Here is a 19,120-nt window from a genome sequence, read left to right as displayed (position 1 = left end):
TCCCGGTCTAGCATCTGACGACCCGTCAGATGTACCGTCCCTCCATGCCTGGACCCCTGTCTGCACCCGTGCCCCCCTCCCCGTCCCGCCGCCGGGTCGCGGTGGTCGGCGTCGCCCTCTCCGACTGCGGCCGGGTGGACGGCCCGACCCCCTACGCCCTGCACGCGCAGGCCGCCCGCCGCGCCCTCGCCGACTCCGGCCTCGACCGCTCCGTCATCGACGGCTTCGCCTCGGCGGGGCTCGGCGTCCTCGCCCCGGCCGAGGTGGCCGAGTACCTCGGGCTGCGGCCCACCTGGGTCGACTCGACCTCCGTCGGCGGCTCCACGTGGGAGGTCATGGCGGCCCACGCCGCCGACGCCATCGCCGCCGGCCACGCCAACGCCGTCCTGCTGGTCTACGGCTCCACGGCCCGCGCCGACATCAAGGCCCGCCGCCGCACCTCGAACCTGTCGTTCGGGGCACGGGGGCCGCTGCAGTTCGAGGTGCCGTACGGACACACACTGGTCGCCAAGTACGCGATGGCCGCGCGGCGGCACATGCACGAGTACGGGACGACGCTGGAGCAGCTGGCATCGGTGGCCGTCCAGGCCCGCGCGAACGCGGCGGCGAACCCCGACGCGATGTTCCGGGACCCCATCACGGTGGAGGACGTCCTGACGTCCGAACCGATCGCGGACCCCTTCACCAAGCTCCACTGCTGCATCCGCTCGGACGGCGGCTGCGCGGTGCTGCTGGCGGCGGAGGACTACGTCCCCGACACCGCCAAGGCCCCGGTCTGGATCCTGGGCACGGGCACGTCCGTCTCCCACACCACCATGTCGCAGTGGGAGGACTTCACCGTCTCCCCGGCGGCCGTCTCGGGCCGCCGGGCCTTCGCCGACGCGGGCCTCACCCCGGCGGACGTGGACCTCGCGGAGATCTACGACGCCTTCACGTACATGACCCTGGTGACGCTGGAGGACCTCGGCTTCTGCGCCAAGGGCGAAGGCGGAGCCTTCGTCGACAAGGGCCGCCTGCTCCGCGACGGCGAACTCCCGGTCAACACCGACGGCGGCGGCCTCTCCGCCTGCCACCCGGGCATGCGCGGCCTCTTCCTCCTGGTCGAAGCCGTCCGCCAACTCCGCGGCGAAGCGGGCCCGGGCCAGGTCACCAAGCCCGGCGGCCGCCTCCCGGAGGTGGCCCTGGCGTCGGGCACGGGAGGCTGGTTCTGCTCATCGGCAACGGTGCTCCTGGGCCGGGGGTAGCGACCGCCCGCACCACCCCGGCCGGCATCACAGCCGGTTTGGGGGGTTCCCGTCAGTCCCATCGTCCTTCCGGTTCGTGCCGGTCCCTCAAGGGCGCTCCTTCGTCGCGTCGCTACGCGATGGCCTACGGCCACCCTTGACCGACCGTCCCGCCCCGGAAAGACAAGGACTGCCGGGAGCCCCCCAAAAGAACGGTCACGGGGCAGGAATGGGAGGGGCGGGTCCCTCAGTGACGAGACGAGGGGCCGGGCGTCGGCCTGCTCCCGGATCCGGTCCCCAAAGCCCCTCGGCGGTCCACCCCCGCGCGTCAGATCGCTACGTGCTCCTCATGGCATAGCGTCCGACGGCCGTCCGGGGCTGATCCCCGCACACATGTCGATCAGGGCAGCTGGTGGGACCGGTGGGCGCGTCAGATCGCTACGCGCTTCCGCCCGGGAGGCGGCCTGCTGGCCACCTGTGGGCATGCGATCCGCCAGCGAGGTCGCTTATCCCTTTTGCCCGACTTTGGCGGGCGTGGGTGAGGCGTGAAGGGTATCTGTCGGAGTCTGCCGTTGAAGAAGGCATCCCCAGGCTCCGACAGACCATTAAGAGGCCCGCGAGAGGCCCCGCGAGGGTGCCCTGATGGTCATGTGGTGCGGGTATCAGCCCAAGACGGTCGCCGGACGCTGAGCCATGAGGAGCGCGTAGCGATCTGACGCGCCCACCGGTCCCACATGCGGCCCTGATCGACATTTCGTGCAGGTGTCGGCCCATGACGACCGCCGGACGCTGAACCGGGAGGAGCGCGTAGCGATCTGGTGCGCGGGGGTGGAGTGTTGGGCATCTCTGGGGGCCCGGATGCCCGGCGGGCCGTCCCCCGGGCACCCGTCTCATCGCTGAGGGAGTTGCTCCCCGGCTCTTGCCCCGTGACCGTTCTTTTGGGGGGTTCCCGGCAGTCCTTGTCTTTCCGGGGCGGGACGGCCTGTCAAGGGTGGCCGAAGGCCATCACGCAGTGACGCGACGAAGGAGCGCCCTTGACAGGCCGGCACGAACCGGAAGGACGATGGGACTGCCGGGAACCCCCCAAACCAGCCCCGACACCGCCCCGCCGAAACCCCACCCCCCGGCTCCCGCCGCCAACCCACACCCCCGCCCCCACCCCGCCCCCGGGGCGCTCGCGCCCCCCAGGGGCATCCTCGGTGCGCCCCCGCGCGCGGCCGGCGCGCCTTTTGCGCGCCGGGTCGGAGGGTGTCTTGTTATGGCTCCTGCGGTCGTCCCTCGTGCATCATTGACGCGGGTAGCTCTTCCCCCGAGTTTTCATCTGCGACCGAAATCCTTCTGCTTCAACCCACATTCTGGCTGCGGAGGTTCGCGATGGCGGTACGGACGCGCGTCCACCTCGTGCTGGTGCACGGTCTGTTCTCCTCCGCCAAGGTGTGGGCGGCCTTCCACGCACTTCTCGTCACCGATCCCGAGCTGGCCGACTGGGTCAGCGTCCACCGCTTCGGGTACGACTCCCCGCTCGTCCGGCTGCGGCCCGACCGCCGGGTCGCGGAGACCGACGACGTCGCCGACCAGCTCGGCACCTTCCTCGAGACCGAACTGGCCGAGGCCGAGCGGATCGTGCTCGTCACCCACAGCCAGGGCGGGCTGATCGTCCAGCGGTTCCTCGCGCGGAAGCTGTGGAACGGCGAGGGCAAGGAGCTGGCCCGCATCAAGCACTTCACGATGTTCGCCTGCCCCAACACCGGGTCCGGCTTCTTCCTCACCGTCCGCAAGTGGCTCAAGCTCTGGAACAACCCGCAGGAGCAGCAGCTGCGCCCCTTCGACCGGGCGGTGACGGAGGCGCAGCGCACCGTCCTCAGTGCCGTCGTCCACGGCCGGACGTACACGGACCAGGAGTGCCCCATACCGGTGCGCGCCTACGGGGGTTCCGCGGACGAGATCGTGCCGCCCGTCGTCGCGCGCGGGGTGTTCCCCAAGGGCGGGGTGGTCACCGCCGACCACTTCTCGATCGTGCAGCCCGCCGACCGCACCGCCGCCCCGTACATGGCGGTCCGCGCCGCCCTGCTGGAGGCGGCCCACGACCCGGGGCCGGTGGAGGCGGCCGGGCCGGTCGTGCCCCGCTCCCCCGCCGAGGCGGCCGGGCGGCCCTCGCTGCCGCCGCCCGCCGCCGGGGAGCTGGACCTGGCACCCTTCCCGCCGCCTCCGTACGGGCCGTTGGAGGAGGGCAAGCTGAAGGGGCAGGAGCGGCTGAGCCTGGTCGGCTCGCTGCTGAAGGAGGAGGCCCGCCAGCAGGTGCACGTCCTGTCGGGCCTGGGCGGGTCGGGCAAGAGCCGGCTGGCGCTGGAGGTCGCCGACCGGGCGCAGCGCGCCGGGCACCGGGTCTGGTGGGTGTCGATGCCGGAGCTGAGCCTGCGCATGCGGATGATCGCCCGGGACCTGGGGGCGCCGTCGATCACGGTGGAGCGGGCCTGGCTGCTGGGGACCGCCATGGACCTGGTGTGGACGCTGCTCAACGCGTGCCCGGACCCCTGGCTGCTGATCTTCGACAACGCCGACGACCCCGAGCGGCTCGGCCCGCGCGACGGCCAGGTCGCGGACGGCGGCGGCTGGCTGCGCCGCCCGCAGAACGCGAACGGCACGGTACTGGTCACCAGCCGGGTGCGCCGCCAGCAGACCTGGGGGGAGCACAGCGTCATCCACCAGGTGGTGCCGCTCGGCGAGGACGACGGGGCGTCGATGCTGCTGGAGCGGACCGGCGGTCTGGGCGGCACGAACGAGCAGGCGCGGCAGCTGTCGCGGCAGCTGGGCGGGCTGCCGCTGGCGCTGCGGCACGCCGCCGACGTGATCAGGGCGGTCAGCGAGAGCCAGATCTCCCTGGACAGCGACATCCGGGACTTCGAGACCTTCGGCCGGACGGTCGCCGCGCGGGTGGAGACCGCCCCGGGCCAGGCGGGCCCGGACCTGAGCGAGCTGCTGGGCCGGGAGATCGTGGAGAAGGTCTGCGGGATCGCCATGGACCTGCTGAGCCGGCAGGAGCGGGCGCAGGCGGCGACCCTGCTGAAGGTGTTCGCCTGCCTGAGCATCGCCCCGATCCCGTACCGCTGCCTGCTCGTCGATCCGGTGCTCTCCCAGTCCCCGCTGTTCCCCGGGATCACCCCGGCGCGCACGTACGCGGCCCTCGCGGGCCTGGAGGAGTTCGGGCTGGTGGACTTCTACGAGCGCGAGGGCGTCGCCGAGCGCGACCTGGCGCACGTACTCACCCTGCACCCCGTCGTGCACGGGGTGCTGCGCGAGGACCGGGAGGTGCGGGACCGGCCGGCGGACTACTACGGGCTGGCGGTGCGGACGGTGCTCCAGGCCGCCCACCTGCGCAATCCCGACCATCCGGCGAACTGGCCGCTGTGGGCGGCGCTCGCCCCGCACGCGCTGGAGGTTTCCCGGGCCTGTCTGCTGGGGGACCTGAAGCTGTCGGACCGCACGGTGCGCACGGAGGCGCTGGAGCTGGCCCGGCTGACCGCCCGCTACCTGATCGCGACGGGGATGCTGGGGCCCGCGTACGACCTGGTGCTGCCGATGGTGGAGCGCTGCTCCTCCTTCGGCTTCGACGTCGACGACCGGGAGATCCTGGGGCTGCGGCACGAGCAGGGCCGCATCCACCTGGACCGGGAGCAGCTGCGGGAGGCCGAGCAGGTGCTGGCGCTGGTGGTGCGGGCGCGTACCCGGATCCTGGGCAGGGACCACGCCGACACCCTGGCCAGCCGGCACAAGCTGGCCCGTGCGATCAACGAGCAGGAGGGGCGGGAGGCGGAGGCGGAGGAGATGCTCCGTTCGATCGTGGAGGCGGAGAACGAGGTGCGCGGCCGGGAGCACTACGACACGCTCGTGGTGCGCCACACGCTGGCCCGGACGATGCTGGCGCTGGGCCGGCACGCGGAGGCGGAGGCGGAGGCCTGGCAGATCCTGGACATCAGCCGGCGCAACCACTGGCCGCCGTCGACGCCGGAGATCCTGCGGGTGCGGGAGACGCTGACGCACGCGCTGCTGCGCCAGGGCCGGGCGCCGGAGGCGGAGCAGGTGATCCGGGAGGCGCTGCGGGACGCGGCCCAGCCGCCGGATTCGAACTTGGTGATGCGTTTCCGGTACACCTTCGTGCTGGTGCTTCTGGGGGTGGTGGGGCGTACGCCCGAAGCGGTGAACGAGTTGAAGGCGCTCGTGCGCGACCTCACCCGGGTGGTGGGTCCGGAGCACCCGTTGTTGGTGCAGGCCAGGGCTCTGCTGGAGAAGCTGCTGCGGGAGATGCCGGGCTGAAACCTCGTGCTTTTCATACCAGTTGGGCGGAACTCCGTCGGCCGGTGCGGGCTTGCGCGTAGCCTGACGTTGCCTCACCCTGTGTGACGCGTCCCACACCGAAATGCGCGGAGGTCCGCCGATGACTGCTGTCCCCACCGATACGAACGACGACCAGTCCCTCAGATGGGGTGCTCCGGGGAGTGACCTGGAGCAGATGCAGGCGGAGGTCGGCCGGCGGATCGCGATGGAAGCGCTGGAGGCCGGACGGCAGGCACTGGAGCTCGACGCGAAGACCGCGTTCCGCGCGACCAGCGGGGCGCATCCCGGATAGGTGCCATTGTTTTCTGTTGTCTTTCCGACGCCGGGGGGCGATCGAATGACGTCAGGGCAATCCACTCAGAGCGCGTTACCGAACCCATCGCACGATCCGTTCTTCCGCGCCGTGACCGCACCGGCGTTCACCCACGAGCTGCTCGCCGGGCTGGCCGCCGGGCGGTACGCGGCGGTCCGGGTTCCCGACTTCCTGCCGCGCGAGCGGTGCGACGAGGTGCTCGGCGCGCTGCGACGGCAGGTGTTCGACTCGTACGGGAAGGCCCGCGTCGATCCGCCGGTGATGCGGTTCGGGGTGGGCGTCAGCGACCACATGGCGGACGGGGGCGTCGCCGACTCCTACTGGAAGGCGCTTCAGGGGCACCACGAGGCCTGGCAGGGTCTGGGCCTTTCGTTCGATCCGTTCCGCACCTGCCGGGAGGCGCTCGCCGCGGCCTGGCCGGGCGGGGTGGCGGTGGGCCGCCGGGGCGGCGTGGAGATGGGCGACGGGGTGGCCCGGGAGCCGAACCAGGGCTTCCAGGTCCATTTCGACGACGCGCTGCGCGAGTACGACGGGGACCTGCTCGACGTACCGCTGATCGGGCAGTTCGCGTTCAACCTGTACCTCAGCGTGCCGCCCGAGGGCGGTGAGACGGTGCTGTGGAGGCACCGCTGGCGGCCCGAGGACGAGGCGCACCGGCTGTCGGCCCGGTACGGGTTCGACGAGGCGGTGGTGGCGGGTGCCGAGTCCATCGAGCTGGCTCCGCGGGTCGGTGAGGCGCTGCTGATCGATCCGCGGTTCTTCCACGCGGTCCGGCCGAGCCGCGGGGACCGCAGGATCGCACTGGGGTTCGCGGTGGGGATCGGTACGTCCGGCCAGCTGCTCACCTGGGCCTGACCGGCCCGCCGCGGGGCGGGCACGGTCCCGGCTGGCGTCAATTACCGTGTGTGGCACGGATTTTGACGGCCCGAGGACGGGCCCGCTACGTTCGGGTGATGGACCTCTTGCGTTACGTGGCCTTCAGCACCGACCCGCTGGGCGGCAACCCGGCGGGTGTGGTGCTGGACGCCACCGGCATCGACGAGGAGACGATGGCCGCCGTCGCGGCGGACGTCGGCTACTCGGAGACCGCCTTCGCCGTGCCCCGCCAGGACGGGGCGCTGGACATCCGCTACTTCAGCCCGCAGACCGAGGTGCCCTTCTGCGGGCACGCCACCATCGCGACCGCCGTGGCCTACGCCCAGCGGCACGGCGTCGGGGACCTGCTGCTGCACACGCAGGCGGGCCCGGTCCCGGTGACCACCTCGGCCGGCCCGGACGGCGGCGTCGTGGCGACCCTGGTGAGCGTGGCGCCGCGTACGGAGGCCATCTCCGACGCCGATCTGGCGGAGCTGCTGGCCGCGCTGCGCTGGTCCGCCGACGAGCTCGACGCGGCGCTGCCGCCGCGCGCCGCGTACGCCGGGGCCTGGCACCCGGTGATCGCGGCGGCGAGCCGGGCCCGGCTGGCCGACCTGGACTACGACATGCCCGCCCTCGGCGACCTGATGGCGCGCCGCGGCTGGGCCACGGTCGCCCTGGTGCACCGCGAGTCGGCGGACGTCTTCCACGCCCGCAACCCCTTCCCGCCCGGCGGGGTGGTCGAGGACCCGGCGACCGGTGCGGCCGCCGCTGCCCTCGGCGGGTACCTGCGGAGCCTGGGCCTGGTCGAGCCGCCCGCGCTGCTCACCGTCCACCAGGGCGTCGACATGGGCCGGCCGAGCCTGATCACGGTGGGCGTACCGGCGGACCCGGCGGCGGGCATCGAGGTGACGGGCACGGCGGTCCCGATCACCTGACCCGGGCGGCGGCATTTGGCGCCTGCCCCGGGCTGAGGGGCCCGTCGCCCGGCCGGGGCTGTGGGGCCCGATCGGCTGCCCCAACCCGGCGGCCACGGGCTTGACCCGGCCTGGCGGGCCCCGGCGACCGGGCCGGGCCCCGCCCGGTCGCCGGGTGGCTTCTAGGCCCCGTGGGAGACCTCGAGGAGGACCTCGATCTCCACCGGGGCGTCGAGCGGCAGGATGTCCATCCCGACGGCGCTGCGCGCGTGCCGGCCCGCCTCGCCGAACACCTCCACCAGCAGCTCGCTCGCCCCGTCGACCACTCCCGCCTGCCGGGTGAACCCGGGCGCGGAGGACACGTACCCGACCACCTTCACCACCCGCACCACGGCCTCCAGCGGGGCCACCGAGTCCGCGGCGGCCAGTGCCGCCAGCGCGCACTGCCGGCTCAGCTCCCTGGCCCGCTCCGGTGACACCTCCGCGCCGACCCTGCCCGTCTGGGTCAGTTCCCCGCCGCTGAGCGGGATCTGTCCTGCGACGAAGACGTGGATGCCGCTGCGCACGGCGGGTACGTAGGCCCCCTTGGGGGCGCTCACCTCCGGCAGCCGTAATCCGAGCTCGGCTAGCCTTTCGCGGACGTCAACGCTCATGGCACCCCCTGGTGACCTCGACCTGACCTCGTCGGCTCACCCCATCGTCCCACCGTCCGGGGCCCGTTGGGGTGGGCTCCGCCCTTGTGGTCCCGGACGGGGCGCCGATCTGCTAGGTCCTGTCGTCGAAGTAGCGCCGGTCAGGTCCGCGGCGTCCGGTGCCGTGCGTCGCAAGGCAGAGGGGCGCCCGAGTACTGGACGTACTCGGGTGCCCCGACAACGCGGCGAGGTGCGGTGCCGGGGGCCGCGGGCCAGGCGGGACTTTGACGACAGGGCCTAGCGGCCGGGCGGGTTCGCCCAGGTCCAGCCCAGCAGGCCGGGGTGGGCGAGGGTGCCGGCGAAGGCGGCGTGCGCCGCCTCCTCGGTGGTCCCGGGCGGCGGGGTCAGCCGCAGGGACACCGTCCCGCCGGGGAAGTCGGGCGCGTAGCCCCAGCCCGGTGGCAGTAACGAGATCAGCCGCACGGCCGCCAGCTCCGGCGCCGATCCCTCGGGGCCGCGTCCGTCGGGGGCGACGACGAAGTGGTACGTGGTGGTACGCATCGGAGCCTCCTGGCAGGTCATCGGCGGCCCGGCGCGAGGAACGGCAGGCCCGGGCCAGCATCGCCCAGCGCGGCCTCCACCGCGAGGAGAACACCGGCCGAACCCGTCGCCAGGTCGGCGGACAGGCGCAGCGTGTGGTCGCCGAAGAAGGCCAGGTGGCCGTCGCAGCGCACCGCGTGCCAGCCCAGGGTGTCCAGGTGGCGCTGGACGGCCCGGCCGGTGGCGGCGGAGCCGTCGTGCAGGTGGCGCAGGGCGAGCAGGGCCCCGGCCCGGCCGTGGAAGAGCCCGGCGTTGAGCATGAAGGACGGGCCGGCCTGCGCGCGCAGCGCGTCCCTCGCCCGGGTGAACTCCGGGTCGGGCAGCAGGCGTTCCACCTCGTGGAGCACCATGGCGAGGCCGGCGCCGCCGAAGGCCAGGAACGGCACCTTCCAGGCGGCGTCCTCGGAGCCGGCCGGGTCGCTGTCCTCGGACCAGCCCGCCTCCGCGAGGTCGTGGCGCATCAACTCGCCCGCCACGTGCAGGTGCTTCGGGTCGCCGGTGGCTTCGTGCAGCCGGAGCATCAGCAGCGCCCCGCCCGACGCGCCGCGCAGCAGACCGGGCCGGGGGCGGCCCGGGCCCCCGCCCGGCCCCTGGTCGGCGATGAGCGCGGCGATCCGGGCGGCCTCGTCGGTGTTCCCGAAGTGCAGCTGGGTCAGGCCGATCCCGGCGAGGCCCCCGAAGAGGCCGTGGTCGACGTCCTCCAGAGGTGCGCGGGAGACCCGGTCCAGGACTGCGGCGGCCTCGTCGGCGCGGCCGAGCCGGTCCAGGGCGTAGGCGATGCCGCTCAGCCCGTCGTAGAAGCCGGGGCCCATGTCCGCGGTGCGGGCGGTGGCGTCCGTCAGCCAGGCCACGTGCTCGTCGGCGGGGGCGAAGCCCAGCTCGGCGAGGGTCCACAGCACTCCGGCCGCGCCGTAGGCGAAGGTGGCGCCGCCGCCGGGTACGGAGAACTGCTCGACGTCGCCGGGGAAGAGCCGGTCCTCGCGCTGCGGGGTGGCGCTGGCGAGCAGGTCCTCGGCGAGGGTGGTCCGCAGCGCGGGCCAGCCGGCGGGCGTGGGCGCGGTCCACAGGGGGGCGGGGCCGGTGTCGGGGAGCTGCCCGGGGTGCGGGTCGGGTCCGAGGTCGGCCATGACCTGCCCGGCGAAGCCGTCGGGTACCGGGAAGTGCTCGGTGACCAGGCCGATCAGCTGGTCCACCTTGGCCGGGGACCAGGTGGCCATGACCGTCAGCGGCAGGAACACGCCGATGCGGATGCAGCCGAGGGCGTACCGGTCGACGGCGGTGCCCTTGTAGCCGGCGGGCGCGCGGAAGCCGGGGGCGCCGATGGCCTGGGCGGATTCCGCCTCGGCGGGGGTGGCGGTCTCCAGGTCGATGAAGGAGACGGTGTCGTCGGGGCGGACCAGGATGTTGTTGGGGTGCAGGTCGCCGAAGACGACGCCCTTGGCGTGCATGGCCTCGACACCCCGCTCCACCTGGTCGACGATCCTCAGCGCCCAGTCCGCGTACGCGGCGTACGCGCCTTCGGTGCGGTCGTCGTTGACGAGCGGGTTGCGGCTGAGGAGTTCCCGGGCGAGCGGCTTGCCGTCGACGTACTCGCGGGCCAGGAACCAGTGCTCGTTGCCCTTGCGGTAGTCCACGACCGGCGGGATGCAGTCCAGCCCGGCGAGCCTGTCCAGCGCCCAGTGCTCGCGCTCCAGCCGGGCCACGGCGTCGGCGCCCTCCTCGTCGAGGCCGGCGAGCGGGCGGGCCTCCTTCAGCAGGACGCGGCCGCCGTCGCGGATGTCGGTGGCCTCGTAGACGCCGCCGCCGTTGGAGAAGTGCAGGGCCTTCGTCGCGCGGAACGGGAAGTCCTGGAGGGTGGCCGCGTTGCGGGCGGCGAGCGCCTCGCCGAGGAAGGCGGGCAGTTCCACCCAGGACGGCGGCCGGAAGGACGGGCCGCGCACGTCGGGTACCAGGCGGCCCTCCGGGTCTTCGATGCAGTGCACCAGCTCGCCCGTCTCGGAGCGGCCCAGGCGGGAGACGAAGCCTCCGTAGCGCACGTACAGCGGGCCGGAGCGCCAGCGCAGGTCGCTGAGGATGGTGGGGCCGCTCTCGCCGTCGAGGAGGTCGCCGAGGCCGTGCAGGATCCGCTCCAGCTGCGCCTCGTCGACCGGGTAGACGGTGAAGAACTTGCCGCTGCTGCCGCGGTCCCCGTACTTGCTGTTGCGCATCTTGAGGATGCCGGCGCTGCGGATGAACTTGAAGGTGACCCGCTCGGCGACGCAGAAGTCCCAGACCAGGCCGAGGACGCGGTCGGCGTTCTCGAGGGTGGCCGACACGTGGATCTTCCAGCCCTGGGCGGGCAGCCGGGTGCCGGGCGGGGTCATCAGCAGCCAGTGCGTGTTGTCGGTGCGGGTCCAGCCCTCCGGGAGGGGGCCGGTCACCGCCGGGAAGACACTGGCGTCGGCGGCGGCGGTGGCCGGTACGTCGTAGAACGGATTGCCGGGCTGGCAGTAGTTCATGTAGCGAAGATCCATGGTGCTCTCCGTTCGTGACGGGTGGGTGGAGGGGCGGCGGCTACCGGCGCCAGAGCGGGGCGACGTACTTCGTGTACAGCCACTCGCCCAGCGGGAGCCGGCCGAGGTCGACCTGCGCCGCTCCGACGCGGTCGGCGGGGGCGCGGCCGACGGTCAGGGGGAGGCTGACGACGGGCATCCGCACCGGGGTCGCGGCCACCGGGAAGAACGCCGACATGGGTGCGCTGGTCTGGGTGCGGGTCAGCGCGGCGACGCTCGCGGTGCCGGTCTGCTCGCGGGTCATCAGCCCGGCCCGGTAGAAGCGGACCGGGGAGTCGGGGCGCACGGAGGACAGGTCGGCGGTGTCCGGCAGGACCAGCTCGACGCGGCCCCGGTCGTGGGCCACGTAGCCGGCGGCGAGGGTGTACGGCGCCTTGACGAGGACCAGCGCGGCCCCGGCCGCCCCGGTGAGCAGCACGGCCGCGGCGATGGTGCGCCACAGCGGGGCGCCGGCGGTGCGGCCTTCGGCGGCGAGGCGGCCGAAGCCGAGGCCGAGGCGGTAGACGAGGTAGCAGACGACCATCAGGACGGTGCTGGTGCCGACGGCGCCGAGCCGCTGGAGCAGGTCGGACCACAGGGCCAGGGCGCCGGCGATGACGTAGAGGGGGAAGGTCATGCAGGCCAGTCCGAAGGCCACCGCCCAGCGGCGGGCGGGGAGTTCGCGGGTGTAGCCGCGGCCGCCGAAGAGGATCTTCGCGAGGAAGCGGCGGGCGTCGGTCATGGCCCGGTCGCGCAGGTGCGGCACGTCGAGGTGGCTCATGAGGGCGATGTAGCCGTCGAGCTTCACGAAGGGCAGCAGGTTGACGACGCCGCTGGTGTAGGTGGCGACGGCGAAGACGAGGACGGCGTCGCGCAGGTCCGAGGGGCCCAGGGCCAGGGCGCTCAGGGCGGCGGCCCCGGCGATCACGGTCTGGGTGGCGATGCCGGCGAGGGCGACCCGGACGCGCTGTTCCTTGCGGGAGAGCCGCCAGCCGTCGGAGACGTCGCAGAAGAAGGCGGGCGACATGTAGAAGAGCATGAAGCCCATCCGGCTGGGCTTTCCGCCGTAGTACGTGAGGACCGCGCCGTGGCCGACCTCGTGGACGGCGGTGGTGGCGAGCACTCCGGCCATCACGCCGAAGTAGGCGTAGAAGGGGAGCGGCCGGCCGAGTGCGGCGTCGACCTCGGGTGTCATCAGCGCGAGGGCGAGGACTCCACCGAGGGCGAACAGGGCGGCGACGGCGGCCGAGGTCCGCCCGGCGAACAGGCGGATCACGGGGGCGAGACGGGCCAGGAGCCGCTCGGGGTGCACCACCGTGAACTGGAGCGTCATCGGCGGCACGAAGCGGAACCAGGTGCTTCGGCGTTCGGCGGGCTTGCCGTCGTCGAGGACCTTGGTCTCGGCGAGCTTGTGCACGGCGGTCCCGACGTGCTGCGCGGTCCACGGCGGGCCGAGGACCTCGGCGAGGCCGGTGTGGTCGAGGGAGCCGTCCATCGCCCGGACGAGGCGCGCCATGTCGGGCTGGAGGCGGAAGTGTTGGTGGTTGCCGCGCTGGAGGACCCACGGCGCGCCGCTCTCGATGGGCTCGTGGATCTCCACGTTCGCGGCGATGCGCGGGCGTTCCAGGAGCGCGGGGTCCCAGTCGTCCGTGGCGGCGGCGGCCGGCTTGGGGGCCGCCTTCCGGATGAGCGTCTTGGTGGACATGTCTGGATCACGCCTTAGATGACGTCGCGGGAGAGCAGCAGCTGACGGGCGGCGGTCCCGGCGGCGGCGAGCCAGCCGGCGAGGACCAGGAGGGCGAGCGGTACGGAGAGCAGCTCGGGCTTGCCGTCGAGGTAGACGGAACTCATCGCGATGGTGGGCAGGTATGCGGCCGCCTCCGGAGCGATCTCCTGGAGGCCCGGCTCGACGAGGAGGGTGAGCGCGATGACGGTGATGACGGTGGCGAGCTGGCTGCGGATGATCCAGCCGAGGAGCGCGCCCCAGGGGGCGGCGAGCACGTTCACGGTGATCACGCCGAGCACGATGCGGGTGGTGTGGCCGGTCCAGTCGCCGTCGTAGCCGAAGTGGCCGGGCAGGGTGAAGGCGCACAGCACGGCGAGGGCGGCGGCGAGGAGGCCGTTGAGGAGCCCGGCGGCGGTGGCGACGAGGGCCTTGGCGGACAGCAGCCGCATCCGGCCGCCGCTCAGCAGGACCGAGCGGGCGATGGCGCCGGAGTTGTACTCGCGGGTGACGAGGATGGCGCCGAACACGGCGGACATCAGGAAGGTCATCATCCACGCCTGGGCCATGTCGTCGGTGACGGTGGCGGCGGTGGCCTTGCCGAGGGCGATGCTCTCGTCGCCCGTGGAGGCGTACCCGAAGCAGGCGAGCAGGGACATGAAGATCCCTGCGGTGGCGAGGATCAGCCAGGTGCGGCCCGTCCAGGCCTTCATCCACTCGCCGGCGAGGACGTTACGCATGGTTCGGCCTTTCGGTGCGCGCGGCGGTCCCGGTGTCCCCGTCCACCAGCGAGAAGAAGCGGTCTTCGAGGCGTTCGGCGCCGTCGGAGGTGAGCTCGGCGAGGGAGCCGGCGAAGCGCAGGGTGCGCTGGATGACGATGACGTCGTCGACGGTCTGCTCGACCTCGGCGAGGAGGTGGCTGGAGACCAGGACGGTGCGGCCTTCGGCGGCCAGGGCGCGCAGGGTGTCGCGCAGCCAGCGGATGCCGTCGGGGTCGAGGCCGTTGGCCGGCTCGTCCAGGACGAGGAGTTCCGGGTCGGCGAGCAGCGCGGTGGCGAGGGCCAGGCGCTGGCGCATGCCGGTGGAGTAGCCCTTGGCGGCGCGGTCGGCGCTGTCGGTGAGACCGACGCGTTCCAGTACCGCGTCGACGCGGGCCGGGGAGACGCCGAGGGTACGGGCCCAGATCCGCAGGTCGCGGCGGCCGGAGGCGCCGGGGGTGGGGCCGATGCCGTCCATGCAGACGCCGACGCGGCGGGCGGCGTCGGGGAGTTCGGTGTAGGGGTGGCCGAAGACGGTGGCGGTGCCGGAGGTGGGGCGGGCCAGGCCGAGCAGCATGCGCAGGGAGGTGGACTTGCCGGCGCCGTTGCGGCCGAGCAGTCCGGTCACCCGGCCGGGGCGGACCTCGAAGGTCACGTCCTGCACGGCGGTGAACGGGCCGAACTCCTTGGTGAGGCCCGACGCGCGGACGACGCCGGCGGCGCTCATCGCTTGCTCGCGGCGACGTTGGCGCCGACCTTGGCGGCGCAGGCGACCAGGCCCAGGCCGATGACCGTCATGACGGCGACGAGCGCGGCTCCGGTCAGCTGCGCGTTGGCGACGGCCAGTGCCAGCGCGAGCAGCGCGGCGGTCGTCCCCAGCTGTCCGTTCGTCCCCTTGCGGGGGTTCTCCTTCGGCATGTTGGCTCCCTCTTCCTTCTGCTCCGTGCGTGTGGTGCGTGATGCGGTGCGGGGGCCCGCGGCGGTGGCTTTCGCCACCGCCACGGGACCGGGTCACCCTGGGGGACCGGCGTTCCGGTCCGCTGTGATCGGGGTAGCCGTGGCTACCGGTGCGATCAGGTGGCGAGCGTGGCGCTCGCGACGGCGACGCCGCTGATGACGAGACCCTGCTTGAAGCCGGACCAGAAGCCCGGGGCCTCCATGGCCTCCAGCTCCTGCATGCCGAGCTCGAGGTTCTCGATGGCGATGTCCTGCTTCAGAACGTCCTGCATGGGGTTCTCCCGTTTCCTCGTGTTGTTTCTCGGTGGGTGGAAGGCGTACCGCCGTGCGCGGTACGGGCTTCTCAGGTGGCGATGAGCGCCGCGGAGGCGACGTAGCTGCCGTAACCGGCGGCCGAGGCGACGACCACACCGGCGCCGACACCGATGCCGGTCCACCAGCCCGGGGCCTCCATGGCCTCGAGCTCCTGCATGCCCAGCTCCAGGGCCGGGAAGGTCTCGATCGCGAGGTTGTCCTGCATGAGGGGTACTCCTTTTCCGTGGGTGTTCTTCAGCGCTTCAGCGCTTCGGTGCTTCGGTGGGTGGAAGGCGTACCGCCGTGCGCGGTACGGGCTTCTCAGGTGGCGATGAGGGCCGCGGAGGCGACGTAGCTGCCGTAACCGGCGGCCGAGGCGACGACCACACCGGCGCCCACGCCGATGCCGGTCCACCAGCCCGGGGCCTCCATGGCCTCGAGCTCCTGCATGCCCAGCTCCAGGGCCGGGAAGGTCTCGATCGCGAGGTTGTCCTGCATGAGGGGTACTCCTTTTCCGTAAGGGTCATTCGGGGTGTGGTGCGTGTTCGGGATGTGCTCCCGTCCGCACCGCGCGGCCGTGCCTGCGGGTGCGGAAGTCCGTGGGTGGTGCGTACGGGCGCCGGGTGCGCCCGGTGGTGTCAGGCCGCCGCGGCCCCGGCCAGCAGGCCGTACACGTCGTCGGTCCGCAGGCCGCCGAGCATCGGCAGCCCGGCGCCCCAGGCGCGGACGGTGCGGCCGGCGATCTCGGCGAGCCGGTCGGGGCCCGCGCTGATGCCGCGGTCGATCCCCCAGGAGTCGACGAGGGCTTCGATGCCCGCCGCCGGGTCCTCGGGGAGGGTGTCCGGGTCGGTGGCCCGCAGCCGGGACCACAGGCGCCGGAGCCTGACGTCCGAGCCGAGCCGTGTCTCGCCGGCGCAGACGGCCCGCCACAGGTGCGGCAGGATCGCGGCGACCGCGGTCATCTTGCGCACGCCGAGGGCGGAGGACAGCTCGTTGGCGATGAGCCAGCCCTTGACCGCGTACAGGTCGCGGCCCAGGTGGGCCCATTCGGCGTGGCTGAGGCCGCTGAGCTTGGCGATCTCCAGCCGCAGCCGGTCGCCGGTGGGGCGTCCGGCGCGGCGCGCGTCGCGCACCTCGTGGCCGAGCAGCACCAGCCGTTCGGCGATGGTCTCCACCAGGGCGTCCTCGGTGGGCAGGTCCCCGTGGTCGCCGACGTACGGACTGATCACGCGGTGCAGGGCTTCGAGGACCCCCTCGGCGACCAGTGCGTCGTCGAGGGTGGCGGTGGCGGCCGGGTCCAGGACGGCTGCCCTGGGCCGCAGGGCGGTGCCCATCACGAGCCGCTTGCCGAGGCCGGGGTAGCCGAGGCAGGCGACGCCGCTGGACTCGGTGCCGGTGCCGACCGTGGTGGGTACGGCGACCAGCGGGAGTCCGTGCCGGGTGTGGTGTCCGAGGACCAGCAGTCCGCTGCGCTGCGGCACCGTGAGGCGGGCGTACGCGTCGGGGTTGGTCCGCATCAGGGCGGCCAGCTTGGCCTGGTCGAGGAGGGAGCCGCCGCCGATGCCGACGATCAGCTCCGTGTCCGTGTCCGCGAACCGGCCGGCGAGCGCGGCCACCGTGTCCAGGTCGCCGGGGCCGGACAGTTCCAGCACCGTCGTCCCGTACCGGTCCCCGGGCAGCAGGGCGCGGATCCGGGCGGTGACCGGGGCGGCGGCGACCGCTTCGTCCACGAGGACGGTGATCCGCCGCTCGGGGCGTCCGGTGAACCAGGCGCCCAGGCTGTCGCAGCCGATCAGCTGCTGGGCCGGGGCGTGCCAGCCGGCGCTCACGCCAGGGCCTCCGCCGCCGGGGCGGTGGTCCGTGCCAGGTGGAGGTCCAGCCCGGCGGTGACGCGGGCCAGGAGTTCGGTGAGGTCGGCGTCGGTGTAGGTGAGGGCGGGGAAGAGCTGTACCCCGTTCACCCCGGGGTGGACGATGGCGCCGGCCTCCCGGATCGCCCGCACCAGGGCGTGTACCTGGTCCTGCGGGAAGGGGGTGCCGTCCGGGTCGCACAGCCGGACGGAGCGGAAGCAGCCCAGGCCGGTGGTGGCCGCCACCCGGGGGTGGGTGGCGACGAGCGCGGCCAGTTCGGTGTCGAGCCGGGCCGACAGCCGCCGGCCGAGGGCGACCGCGTCGAGGCGGCGCATCTCGTCGAGGGTGGCGGTGATGGTGGCGCAGGTGACCGGGGTGCCGGCCTGGGTCTCGCCGTGGGTGAGGACGGCGCCGGCCTCGGTGAAGGCCTCCGCCACCTGGCGGGAGGCGATCACGACGGCGGCCGCGCTGGTGCCGTTGGTGAGTCCCTTGGAGGAGACGAGCAGGTCGGGCTGTTCGGCCCACTGCTGGGAGGCGAAGAGGCTGCCGGTGCGGCCGAAGCCGGTGGCGACCTCGTCGGCGACCAGCAGGAAGCCGTGCTCGCGGCGCAGCCGCAGCAGTTCGGCGAGGTACTCCTCGGTGAGGGGCACGGCGCCGCTGCCGAGCACCGGCTCGACGACGACGGCGGCGATCTGGCCGCCCTGGCGGGCCATGAGGGTGCCCAGCTCGGCCGGGTCGTTGGGGGTGACGTGGCGGACGAACCGCTGGTCCACGCCGTACAGCTGCTGTCCGAGGTCGTCCCCGGTCAGCGCGAAGCTGCCGTAGGTCAGGCCGTGGTAGCTGCCGCGCAGGCCGACGACCACCTTGCGCTGCGGCTGTTCGCGCAGTGCGTGGTACTGCCGGGCGACCTTCATGACGAGGTCGTTGGCGGCGCCGCCCGAGGTGGAGAACAGAACCCGGCCGTAGTGGGCGGGGCCGGCCGCTTCGACGAGGGCCTCGGCGGCGCGCCGGGCGTAGACGTTCTCGTAGCGGAAGACGGAGAGGTACGAGGCCTCGCGCAGGGCCTCGGCGGCGGCGCGGGCGATCTCCTCGTTGCCGTAGCCGATGTTGGTGTTCCACAGGCCGCTGGAGCCGTCGAGGAGTTCACGGCCGTCGGCGAAGCGGACCCGTACGCCGTGGGCGGAGACCGCGCAGGTGTCGTCGCGGCCCTGGTCCCGCGGTGCGGTCAGGGACGGCCACAGCGGGTGGTGGCCGGGGTGTGTCGTGGTCGTCCCGTTCACCGGGTCACCTCCGTTTCCAGCAGTACGTCGTGGTGGCGCTCGCCTACGGCGGGCAGCGGGTGCCGGGACAGGACGCGGAACCCGGCGGCGGCCAGTTCGGCCTCCAGCAGTGCGGCGGGCAGGACGCCGATGGTGGTGGTGCACACCCGCACCGGGCCTTCGTCGCCGATGGCGGCGGGGAAGAGCGTGACGGTGCGGCTGCCGGAGTCCGGCGTCCAGTGCTCGAAGAGCCGGTAGGCGCGGCCGCTGTCGGTGACGATCTCCATGTCGACCTCGGCGGGCCCGGCCTCCCCGGTGGCGGTCATGTCGACCGTCGAGAGCAGGAACCGGCCGCCGGGCTCCAGGTGTTCGCGCACCGCCCGGTACAGGCCGGTGCGTCCGTCGGCGTCGAGCAGGGAGATGGTGGTGGTGCCCAGCACGATCGCCCCGAAGCGCCGGCCGAGGTCGAAGTCGCTCATGTCGGCCCGTACGGGCAGGCAGCGCTCGCGCAGTGCGGGCGGTACCGCGGCGAGCCGCTCGTCGAGCAGCTCCAGCATGTACGGGGAGAGTTCGAGGGCGGTCACCTCGCGGCCCAGTGCCAGCAGGGGCAGCGTCAGGCGTCCGGAGCCGGCCGCCAGGTCGAGCACGGGGCCCGGGACGCGGCGGACCAGGGTGAGCAGCTCGCGCACCTCGTGGGTGCCGGTGCCGGCGAGGTCGTGGTAGACGGAGGCGCCGACCGCGTCGTACAGGTCGCACAGCACGGCCCGCCCGCCGAGGGAGGCGAGCAGCTCGCCGGCGCGTCCGGGGACGTCGGCGGGGGTGGGGACGCGGTGGCCCGCGTCGGACATGGGGGTGGTCGTCATCGTGGTCATG

General features: G+C 73.4%; 18 protein-coding genes. 5 read left to right on the top strand and 13 right to left on the bottom strand.

Annotated elements, in window-relative coordinates:
- Window positions 1–44: 44 nt before the first annotated feature.
- From ACZ51S_RS28695 to ACZ51S_RS28675, 5 genes are all read left to right on the top strand, one after another.
- Entirely contained in the window at window positions 45–1,244 is a 1,200-nt protein-coding gene (locus ACZ51S_RS28695; RefSeq protein WP_468477116.1) for a thiolase C-terminal domain-containing protein, read from the top strand.
- Between the two features lie 1,353 nt (window positions 1,245–2,597).
- Window positions 2,598–5,537 (top strand): alpha/beta hydrolase, encoded by a 2,940-nt coding sequence (locus ACZ51S_RS28690; RefSeq protein ID WP_468477117.1) that lies wholly within the window; start codon window positions 2,598–2,600, stop codon window positions 5,535–5,537.
- A 121-nt stretch (window positions 5,538–5,658) separates the two neighbouring features.
- Window positions 5,659–5,850: a hypothetical protein gene (locus ACZ51S_RS28685; protein ID WP_388943047.1), complete on the top strand. Its 192-nt coding sequence runs from the start codon at window positions 5,659–5,661 to the stop codon at window positions 5,848–5,850.
- A 111-nt stretch (window positions 5,851–5,961) separates the two neighbouring features.
- Entirely contained in the window at window positions 5,962–6,726 is a 765-nt protein-coding gene (locus tag ACZ51S_RS28680) for a 2OG-Fe(II)-dependent halogenase WelO5 family protein (protein WP_468477118.1), read from the top strand.
- A gap of 98 nt (window positions 6,727–6,824) precedes the next feature.
- Complete coding sequence (locus tag ACZ51S_RS28675; protein ID WP_388943041.1) at window positions 6,825–7,664, top strand: PhzF family phenazine biosynthesis protein; 840 nt, start codon at window positions 6,825–6,827, stop codon at window positions 7,662–7,664.
- Between the two features lie 161 nt (window positions 7,665–7,825).
- Here the strand turns inward: ACZ51S_RS28675 and ACZ51S_RS28670 are convergent, their stop codons facing one another.
- The 13 genes from ACZ51S_RS28670 to mpaM all read right to left on the bottom strand — a co-directional run bounded on the left by ACZ51S_RS28670 (window position 7,826) and on the right by mpaM (window position 19,119).
- Window positions 7,826–8,296 (bottom strand): RidA family protein, encoded by a 471-nt coding sequence (locus ACZ51S_RS28670; protein ID WP_468477120.1) that lies wholly within the window; start codon window positions 8,294–8,296, stop codon window positions 7,826–7,828.
- Between the two features lie 276 nt (window positions 8,297–8,572).
- Window positions 8,573–8,836, bottom strand: a complete 264-nt coding sequence (locus ACZ51S_RS28665) for a hypothetical protein (protein WP_388943035.1) — start codon at window positions 8,834–8,836, stop codon at window positions 8,573–8,575.
- A 17-nt stretch (window positions 8,837–8,853) separates the two neighbouring features.
- Window positions 8,854–11,388 (bottom strand): class III lanthionine synthetase LanKC, encoded by a 2,535-nt coding sequence (lanKC, locus tag ACZ51S_RS28660; protein ID WP_468962397.1) that lies wholly within the window; start codon window positions 11,386–11,388, stop codon window positions 8,854–8,856.
- A gap of 40 nt (window positions 11,389–11,428) precedes the next feature.
- Window positions 11,429–13,111 carry a daptide biosynthesis intramembrane metalloprotease gene (gene mpaP, locus ACZ51S_RS28655; RefSeq protein WP_468479513.1) on the bottom strand — a complete coding sequence of 561 codons (1,683 nt, stop codon included), beginning with the start codon at window positions 13,109–13,111 and terminating at the stop codon, window positions 11,429–11,431.
- A 14-nt stretch (window positions 13,112–13,125) separates the two neighbouring features.
- A complete protein-coding gene (locus tag ACZ51S_RS28650; RefSeq protein ID WP_468479512.1) occupies window positions 13,126–13,869 on the bottom strand; it encodes an ABC transporter permease in 744 nt (247 codons plus the stop codon).
- A complete protein-coding gene (locus ACZ51S_RS28645) occupies window positions 13,862–14,614 on the bottom strand; it encodes an ABC transporter ATP-binding protein (RefSeq protein WP_468479511.1) in 753 nt (250 codons plus the stop codon). Before ACZ51S_RS28645 ends, ACZ51S_RS28650 begins: the two co-directional genes overlap by 8 nt.
- A complete protein-coding gene (locus ACZ51S_RS28640; RefSeq protein ID WP_388943019.1) occupies window positions 14,611–14,805 on the bottom strand; it encodes a hypothetical protein in 195 nt (64 codons plus the stop codon). Before ACZ51S_RS28640 ends, ACZ51S_RS28645 begins: the two co-directional genes overlap by 4 nt.
- A gap of 155 nt (window positions 14,806–14,960) precedes the next feature.
- Complete coding sequence (locus tag ACZ51S_RS28635) at window positions 14,961–15,116, bottom strand: daptide-type RiPP (RefSeq protein ID WP_468479510.1); 156 nt, start codon at window positions 15,114–15,116, stop codon at window positions 14,961–14,963.
- 71 nt (window positions 15,117–15,187) lie between these two features.
- Window positions 15,188–15,364 (bottom strand): daptide-type RiPP, encoded by a 177-nt coding sequence (locus ACZ51S_RS28630; RefSeq protein ID WP_388943013.1) that lies wholly within the window; start codon window positions 15,362–15,364, stop codon window positions 15,188–15,190.
- Window positions 15,365–15,459: 95 nt separating this feature from the next.
- Window positions 15,460–15,636, bottom strand: coding sequence for a daptide-type RiPP (locus ACZ51S_RS28625; RefSeq protein ID WP_388943013.1), 177 nt, complete (start codon window positions 15,634–15,636; stop codon window positions 15,460–15,462).
- Between the two features lie 140 nt (window positions 15,637–15,776).
- Complete coding sequence (gene mpaC / locus ACZ51S_RS28620) at window positions 15,777–16,967, bottom strand: daptide-type RiPP biosynthesis dehydogenase (protein WP_468962395.1); 1,191 nt, start codon at window positions 16,965–16,967, stop codon at window positions 15,777–15,779.
- Window positions 16,964–18,268 (bottom strand): daptide-type RiPP biosynthesis aminotransferase, encoded by a 1,305-nt coding sequence (gene mpaD / locus ACZ51S_RS28615; RefSeq protein WP_468962393.1) that lies wholly within the window; start codon window positions 18,266–18,268, stop codon window positions 16,964–16,966. The genes mpaC and mpaD overlap by 4 nt, the downstream gene beginning before the upstream one ends.
- On the bottom strand, window positions 18,265–19,119 hold the full coding sequence (mpaM, locus tag ACZ51S_RS28610) for a daptide-type RiPP biosynthesis methyltransferase (protein ID WP_468479507.1): 855 nt from the start codon (window positions 19,117–19,119) through the stop codon (window positions 18,265–18,267). The genes mpaD and mpaM overlap by 4 nt, the downstream gene beginning before the upstream one ends.
- Window position 19,120: the final 1 nt, after the last annotated feature.

This window comes from Streptomyces sp. NPDC034043 (assembly GCF_055575675.1).
The sequence above is the reverse complement of the archived record's forward strand: the minus strand, read 5'-3'. Positions and strand labels throughout refer to the sequence as shown.